This window comes from Cupriavidus sp. GW823-FHT07A04, from assembly GCF_058794615.1.
This window is the reverse complement of record NZ_JBXAHA010000003.1, coordinates 164,979-184,671: the sequence shown is the minus strand read 5'-3', so window position 1 is coordinate 184,671 and position 19,693 is coordinate 164,979. Positions and strand designations below refer to the sequence as shown.

General features: G+C 64.6%; 19 protein-coding genes. 13 read left to right on the top strand and 6 right to left on the bottom strand.

What is annotated here, in order from left to right; translation table 11 throughout:
* Positions 1-22: 22 nt before the first annotated feature.
* From nadB to radC, 4 genes are all read right to left on the bottom strand, one after another.
* Complete coding sequence (nadB, locus tag AC1Q7Q_RS06620) at positions 23-1,621, bottom strand: L-aspartate oxidase (RefSeq protein ID WP_183036764.1); 1,599 nt, start codon at positions 1,619-1,621, stop codon at positions 23-25.
* Positions 1,622-1,839: 218 nt separating this feature from the next.
* On the bottom strand, positions 1,840-2,010 hold the full coding sequence (gene rpmG / locus AC1Q7Q_RS06615) for a 50S ribosomal protein L33 (protein ID WP_006157508.1): 171 nt from the start codon (positions 2,008-2,010) through the stop codon (positions 1,840-1,842).
* A gap of 13 nt (positions 2,011-2,023) precedes the next feature.
* Positions 2,024-2,257: a 50S ribosomal protein L28 gene (gene rpmB, locus AC1Q7Q_RS06610; protein WP_006157507.1), complete on the bottom strand. Its 234-nt coding sequence runs from the start codon at positions 2,255-2,257 to the stop codon at positions 2,024-2,026.
* A gap of 200 nt (positions 2,258-2,457) precedes the next feature.
* Positions 2,458-3,132, bottom strand: a complete 675-nt coding sequence (radC, locus tag AC1Q7Q_RS06605; RefSeq protein WP_492373084.1) for a RadC family protein — start codon at positions 3,130-3,132, stop codon at positions 2,458-2,460.
* A gap of 90 nt (positions 3,133-3,222) precedes the next feature.
* On the opposite strand from radC, the gene AC1Q7Q_RS06600 reads away from it, so the two are divergent.
* From AC1Q7Q_RS06600 to AC1Q7Q_RS06570, 7 genes are all read left to right on the top strand, one after another.
* The gene (locus AC1Q7Q_RS06600) at positions 3,223-3,720 is read left to right on the top strand and encodes an FKBP-type peptidyl-prolyl cis-trans isomerase (protein WP_492373083.1); all 498 of its coding nucleotides are present in this window, start codon (positions 3,223-3,225) and stop codon (positions 3,718-3,720) included.
* Positions 3,721-3,771: 51 nt separating this feature from the next.
* The gene (ispH, locus tag AC1Q7Q_RS06595) at positions 3,772-4,734 is read left to right on the top strand and encodes a 4-hydroxy-3-methylbut-2-enyl diphosphate reductase (RefSeq protein WP_492373082.1); all 963 of its coding nucleotides are present in this window, start codon (positions 3,772-3,774) and stop codon (positions 4,732-4,734) included.
* Positions 4,735-5,375: 641 nt separating this feature from the next.
* A complete protein-coding gene (locus tag AC1Q7Q_RS06590; protein WP_441636623.1) occupies positions 5,376-6,581 on the top strand; it encodes a branched-chain amino acid ABC transporter substrate-binding protein in 1,206 nt (401 codons plus the stop codon).
* A 208-nt stretch (positions 6,582-6,789) separates the two neighbouring features.
* Positions 6,790-7,725 (top strand): branched-chain amino acid ABC transporter permease, encoded by a 936-nt coding sequence (locus AC1Q7Q_RS06585; protein WP_043349266.1) that lies wholly within the window; start codon positions 6,790-6,792, stop codon positions 7,723-7,725.
* 13 nt (positions 7,726-7,738) lie between these two features.
* Positions 7,739-8,899 (top strand): ABC transporter permease subunit, encoded by a 1,161-nt coding sequence (locus AC1Q7Q_RS06580; protein WP_441636626.1) that lies wholly within the window; start codon positions 7,739-7,741, stop codon positions 8,897-8,899.
* A 13-nt stretch (positions 8,900-8,912) separates the two neighbouring features.
* A complete protein-coding gene (locus tag AC1Q7Q_RS06575; protein WP_043349258.1) occupies positions 8,913-9,689 on the top strand; it encodes an ABC transporter ATP-binding protein in 777 nt (258 codons plus the stop codon).
* A gap of 15 nt (positions 9,690-9,704) precedes the next feature.
* The gene (locus tag AC1Q7Q_RS06570; RefSeq protein ID WP_400092785.1) at positions 9,705-10,421 is read left to right on the top strand and encodes an ABC transporter ATP-binding protein; all 717 of its coding nucleotides are present in this window, start codon (positions 9,705-9,707) and stop codon (positions 10,419-10,421) included.
* 108 nt (positions 10,422-10,529) lie between these two features.
* Here AC1Q7Q_RS06570 and AC1Q7Q_RS06565 read toward each other — a convergent pair whose 3' ends face one another.
* Positions 10,530-11,717, bottom strand: a complete 1,188-nt coding sequence (locus AC1Q7Q_RS06565) for an acetylornithine transaminase (protein WP_492373081.1) — start codon at positions 11,715-11,717, stop codon at positions 10,530-10,532.
* A gap of 266 nt (positions 11,718-11,983) precedes the next feature.
* A complete protein-coding gene (locus AC1Q7Q_RS06560) occupies positions 11,984-13,057 on the bottom strand; it encodes a CDP-6-deoxy-delta-3,4-glucoseen reductase (protein ID WP_150986027.1) in 1,074 nt (357 codons plus the stop codon).
* A gap of 9 nt (positions 13,058-13,066) precedes the next feature.
* Here AC1Q7Q_RS06560 and AC1Q7Q_RS06555 point away from each other — a divergent pair, with 9 nt between their 5' ends.
* The 6 genes from AC1Q7Q_RS06555 to hutH all read left to right on the top strand — a co-directional run bounded on the left by AC1Q7Q_RS06555 (position 13,067) and on the right by hutH (position 19,593).
* Entirely contained in the window at positions 13,067-14,047 is a 981-nt protein-coding gene (locus AC1Q7Q_RS06555; protein WP_492373080.1) for an NAD-dependent epimerase/dehydratase family protein, read from the top strand.
* A 466-nt stretch (positions 14,048-14,513) separates the two neighbouring features.
* Positions 14,514-15,485: an ABC transporter substrate-binding protein gene (locus tag AC1Q7Q_RS06550; RefSeq protein ID WP_492373079.1), complete on the top strand. Its 972-nt coding sequence runs from the start codon at positions 14,514-14,516 to the stop codon at positions 15,483-15,485.
* 13 nt (positions 15,486-15,498) lie between these two features.
* Positions 15,499-16,371 (top strand): ABC transporter permease, encoded by an 873-nt coding sequence (locus AC1Q7Q_RS06545; RefSeq protein WP_492373078.1) that lies wholly within the window; start codon positions 15,499-15,501, stop codon positions 16,369-16,371.
* The gene (locus tag AC1Q7Q_RS06540) at positions 16,368-17,147 is read left to right on the top strand and encodes an ABC transporter ATP-binding protein (protein WP_183036756.1); all 780 of its coding nucleotides are present in this window, start codon (positions 16,368-16,370) and stop codon (positions 17,145-17,147) included. Before AC1Q7Q_RS06545 ends, AC1Q7Q_RS06540 begins: the two co-directional genes overlap by 4 nt.
* A gap of 15 nt (positions 17,148-17,162) precedes the next feature.
* Complete coding sequence (gene hutC / locus AC1Q7Q_RS06535; RefSeq protein ID WP_492373077.1) at positions 17,163-17,936, top strand: histidine utilization transcriptional repressor HutC; 774 nt, start codon at positions 17,163-17,165, stop codon at positions 17,934-17,936.
* Positions 17,937-18,012: 76 nt separating this feature from the next.
* On the top strand, positions 18,013-19,593 hold the full coding sequence (gene hutH, locus AC1Q7Q_RS06530; RefSeq protein ID WP_492373076.1) for a histidine ammonia-lyase: 1,581 nt from the start codon (positions 18,013-18,015) through the stop codon (positions 19,591-19,593).
* The last annotated feature ends 100 nt before the right edge of the window (positions 19,594-19,693 follow it).

Below are 19,693 nucleotides of genomic sequence, written 5' to 3'. Positions count from 1 at the left end.
TGGCGATGATCCAGGTGCAGGCTTATTTCGCCCGTTCCCGCTTGAACACCGGCTGCATCACCGTGGGCAGCGCCTTCGGCAACGTCTCGGGATAGTCGCGGCTGAAGTGCAAACCACGGCTTTCATGGCGCGAATACGCGCTATCCACGATCAACGAGGCGACTTCCACCAGGTTACGCAGCTCCAGCAGGTCGCGCGTGACGCGGAAGTTGGCGTAGTACTCCGCGATCTCCTCGCGCAGCAGGGTGATGCGGTGCTGGGCGCGCTCGAGCCGCTTGCTGGTGCGCACGATGCCCACGTAATTCCACATCATGCGGCGCAGTTCGTCCCAGTTGTGTGAGACCACGACTTCCTCGTCGGCATCCGCAACCCGGCTTTCATCCCACTGGGGCAGGGCGATGTCCGGTTGGCCGGCCTTGTCCTGTCCGGCAATGTCGAGGGCTGCCGCGCGCCCGATCACCATGCATTCGAGCAGCGAATTGGAGGCCAGGCGGTTGGCGCCGTGCAGGCCCGTGCAGCCGGTCTCGCCCACGGCGTAGAGATTGGCCAGATCGGTGCGGCCCGCGGTGTCTGTGACCACGCCGCCGCAGGTATAGTGCGCGGCCGGTACCACTGGGATGGGCTCGCGGGCGATATCGATGCCAAGTTCCAGGCACCTTGCATGAATGGTCGGGAAGTGCTCGCGCAGGAAGGATTCGGGTTGGTGGCTGATGTCCAGGTGCACGTAGTCCAGGCCGCGCTTCTTCATCTCAAAGTCGATCGCGCGCGCCACCACGTCGCGCGGAGCCAGTTCGGCGCGTTCGTCGTGCTCTGGCATGAAGCGGGTGCCGTCGGGCAGCTTCAGCAGGCCGCCTTCGCCACGTACCGCTTCCGAAATCAGGAAAGACTTGGCGTAGGGGTGATACAGGCAGGTCGGGTGGAACTGGATGAACTCCATGTTCGACACCCGGCAGCCCGCGCGCCAGGCCATGGCGATGCCGTCGCCGGTGGCGGTGTCGGGGTTGGTGGTGTAGAGATAGACCTTGCCCGCGCCGCCTGTCGCCAGCACGGTGTGGGTGGCGGTAATGGTCTGCACTTCGCCACTGGCGTCGTCCAGCACGTAGAGGCCGTAACAGCGGTTGCCCGGCAGGCCAAGCTTGCGCGAAGTGATCAGGTCCACCGCGAAGTGGTCCTCGATGATCGTGATATTGGGGTGCTGGCGCGCCTGCTCGCTCAACGTGGACACAACGGCATGGCCGGTGGCGTCCGCCGCGTGGATGATGCGCCGACGGCTATGGCCGCCTTCCCGCGTGAGGTGGTAGCCGAGTTCCGCCTGGTCATCGCGGGTGAACGGCACGCCGCGGTCGATCAGCCACTGGATCGCTTCGCGCCCGTGCTCGACGATATAGCGCGTAGCGCTATCATCGCAAAGGCCGGCGCCTGCCACCAAGGTGTCCTGCGTGTGCTCATCGTGGCTGTCGCCTGAGTCCAGGACCGCGGCAATGCCGCCTTGGGCCCAGTCACTGGCGCCTTGCGTCATGGCACGTTTGCAAATGATGACAACCCGATGGGTGTCGGCCAGTTGCAGCGCGACCGTCAGACCGGCCAGTCCGCTGCCGACAATGGCGACATCGAAGTTCATGGTGCTAGAGACGCGCGCGGCACGCGGTCGGGAGGCAGGAAAGCTGGAAAGTGTACACCGCCAGCGGGCTTGCGTGGGCAGGCAAGCCGTGCGTGAGCCGGGTGTTGAGAGACGTTGGCTGCGCAATGCGGCGTATGCTGCCCGGAAAAGCAAAAACCCCGCGTGAGCGGGGTTTCTACAGACATGCCGCGCGATCGGCATGCGGAAGACAGGATCAATTACTTGATCTTGGTTTCCTTGTACGACACGTGCTTGCGGGCGACGGGATCGAACTTCATGATCTCCATCTTTTCCGGCATCGTGCGCTTGTTCTTGGTGGTCGTGTAGAAGTGACCCGTACCTGCAGTCGACTCCAACTTGATTTTATCGCGTCCGCCCTTGCTGGCCATGATGTGCTCCTAATTAGACTTCGCCACGTGCGCGCAGATCCACGAGCACGGTGTCGATGCCTTTCTTGTCGATCAGGCGCAGGCCGGCGTTCGAGACGCGCAGGCTCACCCAGCGGTTTTCCGATTCAACAAAGAAACGACGATTCTGCAGGTTGGGCAGAAAACGACGCTTGGTCTTGTTGTTTGCGTGGGAAACGTTGTTGCCGACCATCGGCGCTTTCCCGGTCACTTGACAGACGCGTGCCATGAAGCACTCCTAACTCTTCTACGTGGACAATGTTCGCAACAGATCAACAAAAGGCGCGCTGGCCCGGACTGCAGCGGTTGAGACTTCAGCAAACGAGCATTATAGACCGGAAAGCACTGGTGAATCAATGCCTTCTCTCGTTTACCGTTCAGGGGTGTGCATCCGTGCGGTGCGCATCACAACACGCATCGCATCTTGCATCACAGCTGGCCGTGTTCGGCGAAGGAGTGGATGTTACTACCTGCGACGATGAAGTGGTCAAGAACTTGCACATCGATCAGGCCCAGCGAACGTGACAGCGCGCGGGTCATGGTGAGGTCGGCGGCGCTGGGCGTGGTATTCCCCGACGGGTGGTTGTGCGCCACGATGACCGCCGCGGCGTTATACGCAAGTGCCTTGCGAGCAACTTCACGCGGATAGACGCTGGTTTGGGTCAGCGTGCCGCGAAACAGCTCCTCGCTGGCGAGCAGGCGGTTGCGCGCGTCCAGGAACAGGCACAGGAATGCTTCGTAGGCCAGTCCCGCCAGCGACAGGCGCAGGTAGTCGCGTACCGCCGTGGGGGAATCCAGCGCCCCGGGCAGTTGCAGCTGCTCGCCCAGCGCGCGCCGGGTCAGCTCGCGGGCCGCCTGCAACTGCGCGTACTTGGCGCTGCCAACGCCCTTGACGCGTGCCAGTTGCCCGGCGTCTGCCGCAAACAGGCTGCTGAGCGTGCCGAAATCGTTCAGCAGCTCCCGGGCGATGTCAACTGCACTTTTTCCCGCCACACCCACGCGCAGGAACACGGCGAGCAGTTCGGCGTCTGAGAGCGTCGCCGCCCCGCTGCTCAGCAGTTTTTCGCGTGGCCGCTCGCTGCTGGGCCAATCGGTAATGCGCATGGCACGATCCCCTCGGAACAATGGCACCGCGGACAAGGCGGCGCTCGGTCGAGTCGCTTACAATACGGGTTGTTGACTGGTTGAGCACCTATGACTTTGCAAACTTTTGCTTCCGGCCCGAAGGATGGGGACGGCACCGTGGATGGCCGCAAGACCGTGCAGGCGGACTCCTTCCTGACCCTTCACTACAGCATCTCCATGGAGAACGGCACTGAGATCGTCAGTACCTTCGCGGAGAAGCCCGCCACGCTGCTGCTTGGGCAAGGCCAATTCGCGCCTACACTGGAGCAGGCGCTGCTGGGCATGCCGGAGGGCGAGCGCATGACTTACCGGCTGGCGCCGGAGCACGCCTTTGGCCCGCGCAACCCCGATCTGCTGCAACGGGTTTCGCTGGCGACGCTGCGCGAGAACTCCTCGTTTGAAGAGGACTACGCGCCGGGCGACCTGGTTGAGTTCAATGCGCCCGGCGGCGGTAAGTACGCCGGTGTGCTCAAGGAGATCGGCACGACGTCGGCGCTGTTCGATTTCAACCACCCGCTGGCCGGACAGACCATTCTGTTCGATGTCCAGCTGATCGGCATTCTCTAAGCAGACCACCGGCCGGGCCGTCGTGCCGGCACCCTTGAGTCGAATCCTTGCATGTCTGAACCCACCACAGCCCCCGATGCCGAGATCCTGATGGCGCAGCCGCGCGGCTTTTGCGCTGGCGTGGATCGCGCCATCGAGATCGTCGAGCGCGCCCTTGCACGCTACGGCGCGCCGATTTACGTGCGCCACGAAATCGTCCACAACGCCTATGTGGTGGAGGACCTGCGCCGCAAGGGCGCGGTCTTCGTGCAGGAGCTCGAGGAAGTGCCGCCCGGCTCGACCGTGATCTTCAGCGCCCACGGCGTATCCAAGGAAGTGCGCGCCGACGCCACCGTGCGCGGCCTGAACGTATTCGATGCTACCTGCCCGCTGGTGACCAAGGTGCACGTGGAAGTCGGCAAGATGCGCACCGAGGGCTGCGAGATCATCATGATCGGCCACAAGGGCCATCCTGAAGTCGAGGGCACCATGGGGCAGGCCGAAGGCGGCATGCTGCTGGTCGAGTCTTCCGAGGATGTCGCCAAGCTGCAAGTAGCGGATCCCGAGCGCCTGGCATTCGTGACCCAGACCACGCTGTCGGTGGACGAAACGCTGGAGATCGTCGCCGCGCTCAAGGCGCGCTTCCCGCTGATCCGCGAGCCCAAGAAGCAGGACATCTGCTATGCCACCCAGAACCGCCAGGATGCCGTGAAGTTCATGGCGCCCCAGGTGGAGGTGGTGATCGTGGTGGGCAGCCCCAACAGCTCCAACTCCAACCGCTTGCGCGAGCTCGCGGAGCGTCTGGGCGTGCCGGCCTACATGATCGATTCGCCCGATCAGCTCCAGCCGGAATGGATCGCGGGCAAGCGCCGCATCGGCCTGACCGCCGGCGCCTCCGCCCCTGAGGCGCTGGCGCAGGCCATTGTCGCGCGCCTGCACCTTCTGGGTGCGCGCAACGTGCGCGCGCTGGACGGGATCGAGGAGAAGATGTCGTTCCCCTTGCCGCGCGGCCTGCAACAGGTCACGTCCGCCTGACCAGCCTGCTTTACCTGACTGTCTGGCAAAACGGCCCGCTCTAGCGGGCCGTTGCTTTTTGCGCAGCCGCTTCCGCCCGGCAGGCGCACCTCGCGCGCGCCGGTTGCACGCCTTTGCGCACCATTCTCTCGCCAGGGTTGCACCAATATATAGCACTCTATATTGCCTGCTATCCCTTGGATAATGCACAAGGCTGCCGCGAACGGCCATATACCTGTCTGTCTGAAAAGACAAATAAGGGAAATCCCTGTAATTGGGGATTTCCCTATTATGGTGCCGGCGCACTCGTTCCTTGTATTTGAATGAGACTGTTGATATTAAATGAAACACCTATTTAATACGCGCCCCCACGAAGTGACTTAAAGGCTGCAAAGCCAACCTGTGGCAAGCGGCAGGCACGAATCTTGTTAGTATCAACGGCTAGCCTCCATGTAGGTGGGAATTGCCCCAATGTGTGCATTGGGGAAATTCCCTAGCTCATTTGGTGGGTTAATCCTTCAGGTTGTTGCGTCGCATATTGCATCCGTATAAAAAGGGAATACAATTCGCGCGTTTCAAATTGAAACTAAACTAAGGCGGTTCAGGGAAACGTCCGGGGGGCGTTGGTTTACCCTGATCATGTGAATCCTAGGAGATCACTCATGCAAATCACGTTTGCCAAGATTCTGCCGATCGCAGCCGCAGTGGCGCTGGTTACTGCTTGTGGCAAGAAAGAAGAAAAGCCCGCTGATGCGGCAGCATCGGCTCCTGCGGCGGCTACCGCGCCGGCAGCAGGCAGTGGCGATGTCGTAGTAAAGATCGGCCATGCGGCACCGCTCACCGGCGGCATCGCTCACCTTGGCAAGGACAACGAAAACGGCGCCCGCCTGGCCGTGGAAGAAGTCAACAAGACCGGCCTGGAGATCAACGGCAAGAAGATCAAGCTCGAACTGGTCGGCGAAGACGACGCAGGCGACCCGAAGACGGGCACGGCTGTGGCGCAGAAGCTGGTGGACGCCAAGGTCGTGGCCGTGGTTGGCCACCTGAACTCGGGCGTATCGATTCCGGCCTCCAAGATCTATAGCGATGCTGGCATCGTGCAGATCTCGCCGTCGTCGACCAACCCCGACTACACCAAGCAAGGCTTCAAGACCACGTTCCGCGTGGTGGCCACCGACGCCCAGCAAGGCCCGGCACTGGCCAACTACGCCACCAAGAGCCTGCACGCCAAGACCGTGGCCATCGTCGACGATGCCACTGCCTACGGCAAGGGCCTGGCCGACGAGTTCGAGAAGACCGCCAAGGCTTCGGGCGTGAACGTGGTGGCACGTGAAGCCACCAACGACAAGGCTACCGACTTCAAGGCCATTCTGACCAAGATCAAGGGCAAGAAGCCCGACGTGATCATGTACGGCGGCATGGACGCCACCGGCGGCCCGTTCGCCAAGCAGGCCAAGGAACTCGGCATCAGCTCCAAGATCGTTGGCGGCGATGGCGTCTGTACCGACAAGGTGGCTGAGCTGGCCGGCGATGCCGTGTCCAACATCATCTGCTCGGAAGCCGGTCTGGCGCTGTCCAAGATGGAACAGGGCGCGGATTTCGACAAGCGCTACCAGGCTCGCTTCAATGCGCCGGTGCAGATCTACGCACCGTTCACCTATGACGCCGTCATGGTCATCGTTGACGCCATGAAGCGCGCCAACTCGACCGAGCCGGCGGCCATCCTGGCCGAGATGCCCAAGACCAACTACAAGGGCCTGATCGGCAACATCGCCTTCGATGAAAAGGGCGACATGAAGGAAGGCACCATCACGTTGTATGAGTACAAGGACAAGAAGAAGACCGTCCTTGACGTCGTGAAGATGTAAACCGGGCTTACCGGCCCATCCGAACGGCACCGCGAGTATGTTGCGGTGCCGTTTTTTTAGCCTTGCCATACGTGCAGCATCCTTACCATGGGTGGAGTAGGCAGGCCGCTTACCAGCAAATATCGACACTACCAAACCACCCACATATCAACGTCCCCCCGACATCCACACCATGTCGAGGGAAATTGGACGGAAGCAAGGAGTTTTCATGGATATCTTTATCCAGCAGATCGTGAACGGTCTGGTGCTCGGCAGCATCTATGCGCTGATCGCACTCGGCTACACCATGGTCTACGGCATTCTCGGGATCATCAACTTCGCCCACGGCGACGTGCTGATGATCGGCGCGCTGACCGCCCTGTCAGCCATACTTGGCTTGCAGAAATTCTTCCCCGGCTTGCCGGAGTGGCTCACGCTGGTGATTGCCACGCTGATCGCCATGCCGGTTTGCGCCGCGCTGGCCTACACCATCGAGCGGGTCGCCTACCGGCCGTTGCGCAACGCGCCCCGGCTAGCCCCGCTGATTACCGCCATCGGCGTGTCCATCATCCTGCAGACCCTGGCGATGATGATCTGGTCGCGTAACCCGCTGACCTTCCCGCAGCTGCTGCCCTCGTCGCCGATCGATATCGGTTCGACCGGCGCCACCATCACGGGCAAGGAAATCGTCATCATCGGCATGGCGCTGATGGTCATGGCGGGCCTGCTGACGCTCGTCAACCGCACCAAGCTGGGCCGCGCGATGCGCGCCACCGCCGAGAACCAGAAGGTGGCGGGGCTGATGGGCGTGAACCCGAACTTCGTTATCTCGGCCACTTTCATGATCGGTGCGGCGCTGGCCGCGCTGGCGGGCGTGATGATGGCGACCAACTACGGCAATGCGCACTTCTACATGGGTTTCATCCCGGGCCTGAAGGCGTTCACCGCCGCGGTGCTGGGCGGCATCGGCAACCTTGCGGGCGCCATGGTTGGCGGCATGTTGCTGGGCCTGATCGAAGCGCTGGGCGCCGGCTATATCGGCGATCTCACCAATGGGGTGTTTGGCTCCAACTACCAGGACGTGTTCGCCTTCATCGTGCTGATCATCGTCCTTGTATTCCGTCCGTCCGGCATCATGGGCGAGCGGGTTTCCGAACGCGCCTAAGGAGAGAGAATCCATGAATACCCCGATTCCATCCCCGGCGGCGCAGGCTGCGCCGCTGACCAAGACGCCGGCCAAGACCATGGCCGCGTTGCTTGGCTTCCTGGTCATCGCCTTGTGCGCCCCGTTCCTGGTGCAGACGCTGGGCGGCAACTACTGGGTGCGCGTGCTCGACTTCGCGCTGATCTACATCATGCTGGCGCTCGGCCTGAACATCGTGGTGGGCTTTGCCGGCCTGCTCGACCTCGGCTACATTGCCTTCTATGCCGTCGGCGCATACATGATGGCCTTGCTGGGCTCGCCCCACCTGGCCAACCAGTTCGAGTGGATCCACCAGCTCTTCCCGCATGGCTTTCACGTCTCCATGTGGTTCGTGCTGCCGCTGGCCGTGCTGGTGGCGGCAACATTCGGCGTGCTGCTCGGCGCGCCAACGCTCAAGCTGCGCGGCGACTACCTCGCTATCGTGACCCTGGGCTTTGGCGAGATCATCCGCATCTTCCTGAACAACCTCGACCGGCCGCTCAACATCACCAATGGCCCGAAGGGGATCACCGCGGTGGACCCGGTCCACATCTTCGGCTTCGATTTCTCCAAGTCGCACGAGATCTTCGGGCTGAAGTTCACGCCAGTGTTCATGTACTACTACCTGCTGGTCGTGCTGGTGATCGCCATCGTGTTCATCTGCCTGCGCTTGCAGAACTCGCGTATTGGCCGCGCCTTCGTGGCCATCCGCGAAGACGAGATCGCCGCCAAGGCAATGGGCATCAACACCCGCAACATCAAGCTGCTGGCCTTTGCCATGGGCGCGTCGTTCGGCGGCGCGTCGGGCGCGGTGTTCGGCGCCTTCCAGGGCTTCGTGTCGCCTGAGTCGTTTGTGCTGTGGGAGTCCATCTACATCCTGGCCATCGTGGTGCTGGGCGGCATGGGCCACATTCCTGGCGTGATCCTGGGCGGTATCCTGCTGGTGGGTTTCCAGGAACTGTTGCGTGCCGTGGCGGAGCCGGCGCAGAACATGCTCTTCGGCCACACCATTGTCGACGCCGAAGTGCTGCGCCAGCTGTTGTTCGGGCTGGCCCTGGTTGGTGTGATGCTGTATCGCCCGGCGGGCCTGTGGCCGTCGCCGCGCAAGGAAGACCGGCCGGTGATCCGCCGCCCGGGCAGCGTTGGCCGTTTCTGACCAGGAGGACATCATGAGCAACGAGAATCTCCTCCTGTCCGTACAGGGGGTCAACAAGCGATTCGGCGGCCTGCAGGCATTGTCCGATGTGGGCCTGCAGATCAAGCCGGGCGAAATCTACGGCCTGATCGGTCCCAACGGGGCCGGCAAGACCACCTTCTTCAACGTGATTACCGGCCTGTACACACCGGACTCCGGCGAGTTCGTGCTGGGCGGCAAGGCCTACCAGCCGACCGCCGTGCACGAAGTCGCCAAGGCCGGGATTGCCCGCACCTTCCAGAACATCCGCCTGTTCGGCGAGATGACCGCGCTGGAAAACGTGATGGTGGGCCGCCACGTGCGTACCAAGGCTGGCCTCTTTGGCGCGGTGTTCCGCCCGCCTTCGGTCCGGCGCGAGGAGCACTCGGTGGAAGACTGGGCGCATGACCTGCTGGAGTATGTCGGCATCGGCAAGTACGCGCACTTCACCTCGCGCAATCTGTCCTACGGCCACCAGCGTCGCCTGGAGATCGCGCGGGCGCTGGCCACCGAGCCCAAGCTGCTGGCGCTCGATGAGCCCGCCGCTGGCATGAACGCCACCGAGAAGGTGGAACTGCGCGGCCTGCTCGACAAGATCCGCAGCGATGGCAAGACCATCCTGCTGATCGAGCACGACGTGAAGCTGGTGATGGGCCTGTGCAATCGCCTGACCGTGCTCGACTACGGCAAGGTCATCGCGCAGGGCCTGCCGCACGAAGTCCAGAGCAATCCAGCGGTGATCGAGGCTTACCTCGGTACCCCGGCGCACTGACGGGGGAAATACACAATGAAAGAAACACTACTCAAGATATCCGGCCTGAAGGTCGCGTACGGCGGCATCCAGGCGGTCAAGGGCATCGACCTCGAGATCAAAGAAGGCGAACTGGTCACGCTGATCGGCGCCAACGGCGCCGGCAAGACCACCACCATGAAGGCCATCACCGGCCTGCAGGGATGGGCCGGCGGCGATGTGGAGTACATGGGCAAGTCCATCAAGGGGGTGCCAAGCTACACGCTGCTCAAGCAAGGGCTGGCGATGGTGCCGGAAGGGCGCGGGGTGTTTGCGCGCATGACCATTACCGAGAACCTGCAGATGGGCGCCTACACGCGCATCGACGAGGCCGGCATCAAGGCCGACATCGACCGCATGTTCGGCATCTTCCCGCGCCTGAAGGAGCGCGCCAACCAGCTGGCCGGCACCATGTCCGGCGGCGAGCAGCAGATGCTGGCCATGGCGCGCGCGCTGATGAGCCAGCCCAAGCTGCTGCTGCTGGACGAGCCCTCGATGGGCTTGTCGCCGATCATGGTCGCGAAGATCTTCGAGGTGGTGCGCGACGTCTCCGCGCTGGGCGTGACCGTGCTGCTGGTGGAGCAGAATGCGCGGCTGGCGCTGCAGGCCGCCCACCGCGGCTATGTGATGGAGTCGGGCCTGGTCACCATGAGCGGTGACGCCAAGCAGATGCTGGACGATCCGAAGGTCCGCGCGGCGTATCTGGGCGAGTGATGTCGCCTCTGTGACGCTGCGGTTTGCTGCAAAGAAAAAGCCCCGCAAGCGATTTGCGGGGCTTTTTCATTGTGCCTGGCCGGCGGCGCGCCGGCTTCAAGACGAGGCTCAGGCCAGCTTTTTCAGCAGCGTGCGCAGCATGCCGATCATCTGGTCGATTTCCTCGATGGTCACGTTCAGCGCGGGCATGAAGCGCAGCAGGTTGGGGCGCGGCGAATTCAGCAGCAGGCCTTGCGGCTGCATGTCGCGCGCTTCTTCCACCAGTTGCGGGCCGATGTCCTTGTTCAGCACCAGTGCGCGCAGCAGGCCTTCGCCGCGTTCGCCGCCCAGGCCGAACTCGGACGTCAGCGCCAGCAGCTGCTCGCGCAGGTAGGCGCCTTTGTCTTGCACGCCTTGCAGGAAGCCGGGCGCGGTCAGTTGCGAGATCACGGCGCTGCCAACGGCCGTCATCACCGGGTTGCCGTTGTAGGTGCCGCCCTGGTCGCCGGCTTCGAAGCTCGCGACCTCGGCCTTGCACAGCAGGGCTGCCAGCGGCACGCCGCCGCCAATGCCCTTGCCCAGCGTCATGATGTCCGGCTCCACGCCCGACAGTTCATAGGCGAACATGGTGCCGCAACGGCCGCAGCCAGTCTGCACTTCGTCGACGATGAACAGCAGCTTGTGCTGGTCGGCCAGCTTGCGCAGGCCTTGCATGAATTCGCGCGAGGCGGGGATCACGCCGCCTTCGCCCTGCACCGGCTCCAGCATGATGGCCACGGTCTTGTCGTTGATCAGCTTTTCGACCGAGGCCAGGTCGTTCAGGTCGGCCTTGGGGAAGCCCGGCACCTGCGGCGCGAAGATGGTGTCCCAGCCGGCCTTGCCCGACGCGCTCATGGTGGCGAGCGTGCGGCCGTGGAAGCTGTGGTCCATGGTGATGATCTCGAACGCGCCGTTCTTGTGCTTGCGGCCCCATTTGCGCGCCAGCTTGATCGCGCCCTCGTTGGCTTCCGCGCCGCTGTTGGCGAAGAACACCTTGTCGAAGCAGCTGGCATCGGTGAGCTGCCTGGCCAGCTTGAGCATGGGTTCGTTGTAGAACGCCGGGCTGGGGTTGAACAGCTTCTTCGACTGGTCGACCAGCGCGTCGATCATGGCCTGGTTGGAGTGTCCCAGGCAGTTGACCGCCCAGCCCTGCACGAAGTCCAGGTATCGCTTGCCGTTATGGTCCGTGAGCCACGAGCCCTTGCCTTCGGTAAAGACGAGCTCGGGCCGGTTGGTGATGTACATCAGGGATTGGACGGGGTACTCAGCAAATGCCATGGCGGACTCCAGGGGTCGGCGTGAAACAGGGGAGAGGAGAGCAGAAAAACAAAAAGCCACGGGGATTGCCCGTGGCTTGTTGACCTGAACAGAAGCTATGGACGGTCAGCCGCGAGGCACCCCGGTGGGGAGCGACGTACGGTAGCTGCGTCGGTTGTTGATAGCGTAGTTCATGGCGGCCAATATAAGGCCCATGGGCCCGGCTGTCAAAACGAATTTTGGCGGAGCCGGGCATTGTTGTCGCTTGGAAACGGGCAGCGGGGCGCTCAGGCCGCCGGTGCCGGCGGTACCGAACCTGCCGGATGCATGTCCGCTTCCGACGTGAACGAGTCGGCGAAGAAGGCATCCTCGTGCAGGTCGCAGCGCAGGGAAAAGTCCTTGCGCGCGGCATTGATCATCACCGGCGCGCCGCAGGCGTAGACCTCGAAGCCGGACAGGTCGGGATGGTCTTCCATCACGGCCTCGTGGACAAAGCCGGTGCGGCCGTCCCAGTCGTCGCTGTCCTGGGCGTTGGAGATCACCGGCACGTAGCGGAAGTTGGGCAGCTCGCGCGCCCATTGCTCGCATAGCGCGTGCATATAGAGATCGCGCGGGCGGCGGCCGCCCCAGTACAGCGTCATCGGGCGGGTGATGCCGGTGTACACCGCGTGCTCGACGATGGCCTTGATCGGCGCGAAGCCGGTGCCGGAGGCCAGCAGGATGATGGGCTTGTCGGAGTCCTCACGCAGGAAGAAGCTGCCGAGCGGGCCTTCGAAGCGCAGGATGTCGCGCTCCTTCATGGCCGGCTGGCCTTCCCTGGCGCCGAACACGTAGTCGGTGAAGGTGCCGCCAGGCATATGGCGGATGTGCAGCTCGATCGGGCCTTCCTGGTGCGGCGGCGTGGCGATGGAGTAGCTGCGGCGCTTGCCGTCGCGCAGCAGGAACTCGACATACTGGCCGGCCAGGAACTGCATGCGCTCGGTGGCGGGCAGTTGCAGGCGGGTCACGATCACGTCGTCGGCCACGCGTTCCAGCGTGGCGACGCGGCACGGCACCTTCTTGATGGGGATGTCGCCGGCGCCTTGCACCTCGCGGCATTCGATGGTGATGTCCGAGGTGGGCTTGGCGCAGCAGAACAGCGCGCGGCCCTCGGTCTTTTCCTGCGCGGACAGCGCGGAAGCGGCATGATCGCCCTGCTCGATGCCGCCAGCGGTGACACGGCCCTTGCAGGATCCGCATGCGCCGTTCTTGCAGCCGTAGGGCAGGCCGATGCTGTGGCGCAGGGCCGCGGTAAGGATGGTTTCATCCGCGGCCGCTTCGAACGTGCGGCCGCTGGGCATGACGGTAACTTGATAAGCCATAATCACTCAATGAGCAAAAATCTGTCGCGACGCCGCCTGGGTCGCCCGCGCCTACTCATCGTTGGCTGTGGGGATGTGGGCACGCGTTGCCTGCGTATTCTATCGACGCGCTGGCGCGTCTTTGCCATCACTTCGCAGCCGTCCCGCCGCACCGAGCTGCGGGACAACGGCGCCGTGCCGCTGGTAGCTGACCTGGACCGGCCCGCCACGCTGGCGCGCCTGGCCGGGCTGGCCGACAGGGTGCTGCACCTGGCGCCGCCGCCGTCCCGCGGCGAGGGCGATCCCCGCACGCTGGCGCTGCTGCGCGCCTTGCGGCGCGGTGCCTGGCGACGGTCCGCCGCACGGCCTGGCGGATGGTCTGCCAAGCCCGCTATTCTACCCGACCGAGGCTACGGCAGGTCTGGCCGACGCGCCGCGCCGCCAGCGTTCGTCTACGCCAGCACCTCGGGCGTGTATGGCGACCGGGGCGGCGCCAGGCTGGCGGAATCGCAGGCGGTGCGCCCGCAAACCGCGCGCGCCCGGCGCCGCGTGGCGGCCGAGCAGTCCGTGCGGGACTTCGGCCGCCATGCCGGCTGGCGTGCTTCCATCGTGCGCATCCCCGGCATCTATGCCGAGGACCGGCTGCCGCTGGCCCGCCTGGCCAAAGGCACGCCGGCGCTGGCGCCGCAGGACGACGTCTATACCAACCACATCCATGCCCTGGACCTGGCCCGCACCATGGTGGCGTCGCTGTTCCGCGGCCGCGCGCAGCGGGTGGTGCATGCCAGCGACGATTCGGAAATGCGCATGGCCGATTACTTCGACCTGGTAGCCGACCGCCGCGGCCTGCCGCGCCCGCCGCGCCTGGCTCGCGCGCAACTGCGCGAAGCCGTGGAGCCAACCTTGCTCAGCTTCATGAGCGAATCGCGCCGGCTGGAAAACGCGCGTCTCAAACGCGAGCTGCGCCTGCGGCTGCGCTATCCCACCGTGGCTTCTTTTTTCGACGCCTGAACTCAGGTGCTCTCGGCATTGCCCGGGAGCGCTGTCCTTTCGCATCCCTGCGGCGCCCGGTGGCACGCCGTTTGCGTTGGTGTTGCCGCTCGATCCTGTATAGACAGCCAGTGATGCATTCAGCGTAAGCGTGCGCGGAGCTGGTGCGCGGAGGCGAAAGTGGCAAGGGCCGGATGCCCCGTCAACGGGCATTGGCGTGCACCCGGCCTGATCCCGTAACGTTGCCGTTTTGTGCCCGTCTTGTACCCATTTCGTGCCGTTCCAGGCCCGGCGGCATGTAAGTGCTGGCCACGCCAGTTCTGCGTTTCGCCTCGGGTTAACTACTGCATTGACTTGTATATACAGGGTTGCTAAATTGCCTGGCAAATGACCGGCGCCGCAAGTACGGCGCCGCCCGAGCCGGGCGGTCCGGCCGCCGCCAACGCTGGCGCGGCCCCGTTCGCATCACACCAAAGGAGCCAGGAAGATGGGATTTCGTATCCGTAGCGGTAAGTTGCTAGCCGTCGCCGTTGCAGCAGTCGTCGCCACGCTGGGTACCGCGGGCACCGCGCAAGCGCAAGCCACGCAGGTCACGCTGGGCATGAGCGGCTGGACCGGCTTCGCGCCGCTGACGCTGGCTGACAAGGCCGGCATCTTCAAGAAGCACGGTGTCGACGTCGACATCAAGATGATTCCGCAGAAGGACCGCCACCTGGCACTCGCCTCGGGCGCCATCCAGTGCGCCGCCACCACGGTCGAGACCCATGTGGCCTGGAACGCCAACGGCGTGCCCATCACCCAAATCGTGCAGCTCGATAAGTCCTACGGCGCCGACGGCCTGGCCGTGCGCGGCGACGTCAAAGGCTTTGCCGACCTCAAGGGCAAGACCATCGGCGTGGACGCGCCAGGCACCGCGCCTTACTTCGGCCTGGCCTGGATGCTCAAGAAGAACGGCATGAGCCTGAAGGATGTGAAGACCACCACGCTGTCGCCGCAAGCCGCCGCGCAGGCCTTCGTCTCGGGCCAGAACGATGCTGCCATGACGTATGAACCGTACCTGTCGTCGGTGCGCCAGAACCCGGACAAGGGCAAGATCCTAGCCACCACGCTGGACTACCCGATGGTGATGGACACGCTGGGCTGCGCGCCCAAGTGGCTCAAGGACAATCCCAAGGCCGCGCAAGCGCTGGTGGACAGCTACTTCGAAGCGCTCGACATGATCAAGCAGGACCCGGCCAAGGCGAACGACATCATGGGCGCGGCGGTCAAGCAAAGCGGCGAGCAGTTCGCCAAGTCATCCGCCTACCTGCGCTGGCAGGATCGTGACGCCAACCGCAAATTCTTCGGCGCAGAGCTGGCCAGCTTCAGCAAGGAAGCGGCGCAGGTGCTGCTGGAGATCGGCGTGATTCGCCAGGTGCCGGACGTCACCGCGCTGTACGACGCGCGCTTCATCAAGTAACGAGGTCGGTGCCATGACGCAGGTTCACATTGGTTCGCCCGCCGCCGGTGCGGCTACAACGCCCGCTCCCGCCGCGGTGACTCCGGCGGCCACGCGCCGGCATCCCTGGCTGGCGCCGCTGGCGCCGGTCACCCAGCGCGCGCGCTGGGTCCTGGGCTTGTCGTTCTTCGTGGCGTTTTTTGCCGTGTGGGCGGCGGTGACCCTGGGCGGCATGGTGCCGCGCACCTTCCTGGCCGATCCGATGACCATGGCCCATGAAGGTGTGCTGCTGTTTACCGAGTACAACTTCATCGGTGACATCGGCATGACGGTATGGCGCGTGCTGGGCGGCTTCGTGCTGGCCGCCGCGCTGGCCGTGCCGCTGGGCATCTTCATGGGCGCGTACAAGGCGGCGGAGGCATTCTTCGAGCCCTTCGTCTCGTTTTGCCGCTACCTGCCCGCGTCGGCCTTCATCCCGCTGCTGATCCTGTGGGCCGGCATCGGCGAGGCGCAGAAGGTGCTGGTGATCTTTATCGGTTCCTTCTTCCAGATCGTGCTGATGGTGGCGGTGACGGTGGGCGGCGCGCGGCGCGACCTGGTGGAGGCGGCCTACACGCTGGGCGCCAACAGCAGCGGCATCGTGCGGCGCGTGCTGATCCCGGGCGCCGCGCCGGAGATCGCCGAGATCCTGCGCCTGGTGCTGGGCTGGGCCTGGACCTATGTCATCGTGGCCGAGCTGATCGGCTCGTCCTCCGGCATCGGCCATATGATCACCGACAGCCAGGCGCTGCTCAACACCGGGCAGATCATCTTCGGCATCATCGTGATCGGTTGCATCGGCCTGGTCTCCGACCTGGCTTTCAAGCTGGCCAACCAGCGCCTGTTTCCGTGGAGTTCGATCAAATGAGCGCGCTGTCCATCCAGCAGGTCTCGCGTACCTTCGTCAATCCGCGCGGCGGCCAGACCCTGGCTCTGCAGCCGACCGATTTTGAAGTGGCGGACAACGACTTCGTCACCATCCTTGGCCCCTCGGGCTGCGGCAAGTCCACGCTGCTGCGCATCGTCGCCGGGCTGGATACGCCCACCACCGGGCGCGTGCTGCTCGACGGGCAGGAAGTCACCGGCCCGGGCGCGGAGCGCGGCATGGTGTTCCAGTCGTACACGCTGTTCCCGTGGCTGACCATCGAGCAGAACGTGCGCTTTGGCCTGCGCGAGCGCGGCATGAGCGAGGCCGACCAGCGCGAGCGCAGCGACTTCTTTATCCAGCGCGTGGGCCTGCGCGGCTTCGAGCATCACTTCCCCAAGCAGCTCTCGGGCGGCATGCAGCAGCGCACGGCCATTGCCCGGGCGCTGGCCAACGACCCCAAGATCCTGCTGCTGGACGAGCCCTTCGGCGCGCTGGACAACCAGACCCGCGTGCTGATGCAGGAACTGCTGCTGGGCATCTGGGAAGCCTCGCGCAAGACGGTGCTGTTCGTCACGCACGATATCGACGAGGCCATCTTCATGGCCAACCGCGTGGCGGTGTTCTCGGCGCGGCCTGGCCGCATCAAGCGCACCATCGATGTGGACTTCCCGCATCCGCGCCACTATACGATCAAGACCTCGCCGGCGTTCTCGGAACTCAAGGCGGTACTGACCGAGGAAATCCGCGCCGAGGCCATGGCCAGCGCCGAGCACTGAGTTGCCAACCAAGCCATGAAAGCTGCCACCGCCAACCGCCGGGGTGTTCCCGATTCCCCTCCCGCCGCGCTTTACCAGCAGGTGAAGGAGTACATCGCGCGCCATATCCAGAGCCGCGCGTGGCAGCCTGGCGATCGCGTGCCGTCCGAGCAGGAACTGGTGACCCGCTTCGGCGTGTCGCGCATGACGGTGAACCGCGCGCTGCGCGAGCTGGCCGAGCAGGGCCGGGTGGTGCGCGTGGCTGGCGTGGGCACCTTCGTGGCGGAGCACAAGCCGCAGTCGACGCTGCTCAACGTGGTCAACCTGCAGGACGAGATCCGCATGCGCGGACATGACTACGCTTGCGACGTCATGGTGGTGGAACGCGTGGCTGCCTCCATCGAGGTTGCGGCCGCACTGGATCTGCGCACCGGTGAATCGGTGTTCCACTCCGTGTGCGTGCACCGCGAGGACGGCGTGCCGGTGCAGCTCGAAGACCGCTATGTGAACCCGCGCGTCGCGCCGGACTTTATCAACCAGGATTTCGCCGCCGCCGATGCGGTGAAGCCCGGCGAATACCTGCTGCGCCACGTGCCCTATGATCAGATCGAGCACGTGGTCGATGCCATCTCCGCCACGGCGGAGCAAGCCACCCAACTGGAAATGCCGGCTACCCAGCCGTGCCTGCTGCTGACCCGCCGCACCTGGACGGGCGGCACCCCCGTGACCTTTGTACGTTGCCTGCACCCAGGCAACCGTTACCGCCTAGGCAGCCGATTCCGCGCCGATGGCAACCCGGCCTTCGGCTGAACCCGCCGTGGGCCGTTAATTTTTTCAGATCCACCAGCCAACGCACGAACCCGGCTGTATAGACAGGGACATACAAATGAGCGCCACCCAAGCCAACCAAACTTCCCGCCCGCTGCTGACCTTGCAGCCCGGCTCCGTCACGCTGGCCGACCTGCGCCGCATCCATCGCGGCGAAGTGAGCCTGGTGATGGATGCATCCGCATGGGCTGGCGTGCGTGCGTCCCAGGCCACCGTGCAGGACATCATCGACGCCGATGCCGTAGTCTACGGCATCAACACCGGCTTCGGCAAGCTGGCGCAAACGCGCATTCCGCATGACAAGCTGGCGGAGCTGCAGCGCAACCTGGTGTTGTCGCACAGCGTGGGCACCGGCGCGGACCTGAACAGCGACACCGTGCGGCTGATCCTGGCGATCAAGGCCGTGAGCCTGGCGCGCGGCCATTCCGGCATCCGTCCCGAAATCATCGAGGCGCTGCTGGCGCTGGCCAACTCGGGCGTCACGCCGTGCATTCCGGCCAAGGGCTCGGTGGGCGCGTCGGGCGATCTCGCGCCGCTGGCGCATATGTCGTGCACGCTGATCGGCGTGGGCGAGGTGATGATCGACGGCGTGCGCCGCCCGGCCGCCGAAGGGCTGGCCCACGCGGGCCTGGCGCCCTTCACGCTGGGCCCCAAGGAGGGATTGGCGCTGCTCAACGGCACGCAGGTTTCCACCGCGCTGGCGCTGGCGGGCCTGTTTGCCGCCGAAGACATCTTCGCTGCCGGGCTGGTGGCGGGCGCGCTGTCGCTCGAAGCCATCAAGGGCTCGGTCAAGCCGTTCGACGCCCGCATCCACGCCGCGCGTGGCCAGGCCGGGCAGATCGCCGTGGCCGGCGCCGTGCGCGCGCTGCTCGATGGCAGCAAGATCGTGGACTCGCACGTGAGCTGCGGGCGCGTGCAGGACCCGTACTCCATCCGCTGCCAGCCGCAGGTGATGGGCGCCTGCCTGGACAACCTGCAGCACGCCGCGCGCGTGCTGCAGATCGAAGCCAACGCCGCGTCCGACAATCCGCTGGTGTTCCCGGAGCAGGGCGACGTGATCTCGGGCGGCAACTTCCACGCCGAGCCGGTGGCGTTTGCCGCCGACATCATCGCGCTGGCCATCGCCGAGATCGGCGCGATCTCCGAGCGCCGCCTCGCGCTGCTGCTCGATTCCGGCCTGTCCGGCCTGCCGCCGTTCCTGGTGCGCGACGGTGGCCTGCATTCGGGCTTCATGATCGCGCAGGTCACTGCCGCCGCGCTGGCGTCCGAGAACAAGTCGCTGGCGCATCCTGCCAGCGTGGACAGCTTGCCGACGTCGGCCAACCAGGAGGACCATGTGTCGATGGCCACCTACGGCGCGCGCCGCCTGGGCGATATGGCGGAGAACACCGCCGTGGTGGTCGGCATCGAAGCCATGGCCGCCGCGCAGGGCATCGAGTTCCACCGTCCGCTGGAGTCCTCGCCGCTGATCGAGACCGAGATCGCACGCATCCGCGAGCGCGTGGCCTTTGTGGAAGGCGACCGCTACTTCGCACCGGATATCGAGGCAATGAAGCAGTGGGTGCAGCAGGGTGACGCGGGTGCGGGCTGGCCCGAGTCGGTGCGGCAGGTGCTGCCGTCCCAGGTGGGCGTGGCGTAAGCCGCCGTGCCGAAGAAAACAATTGGCTTCGCTTCAAGTGGCTCCTAGCCAAACCGCCCCTCTCCCCAACCCTCTCCCCGTGAGGGGAGAGGGAGCGACA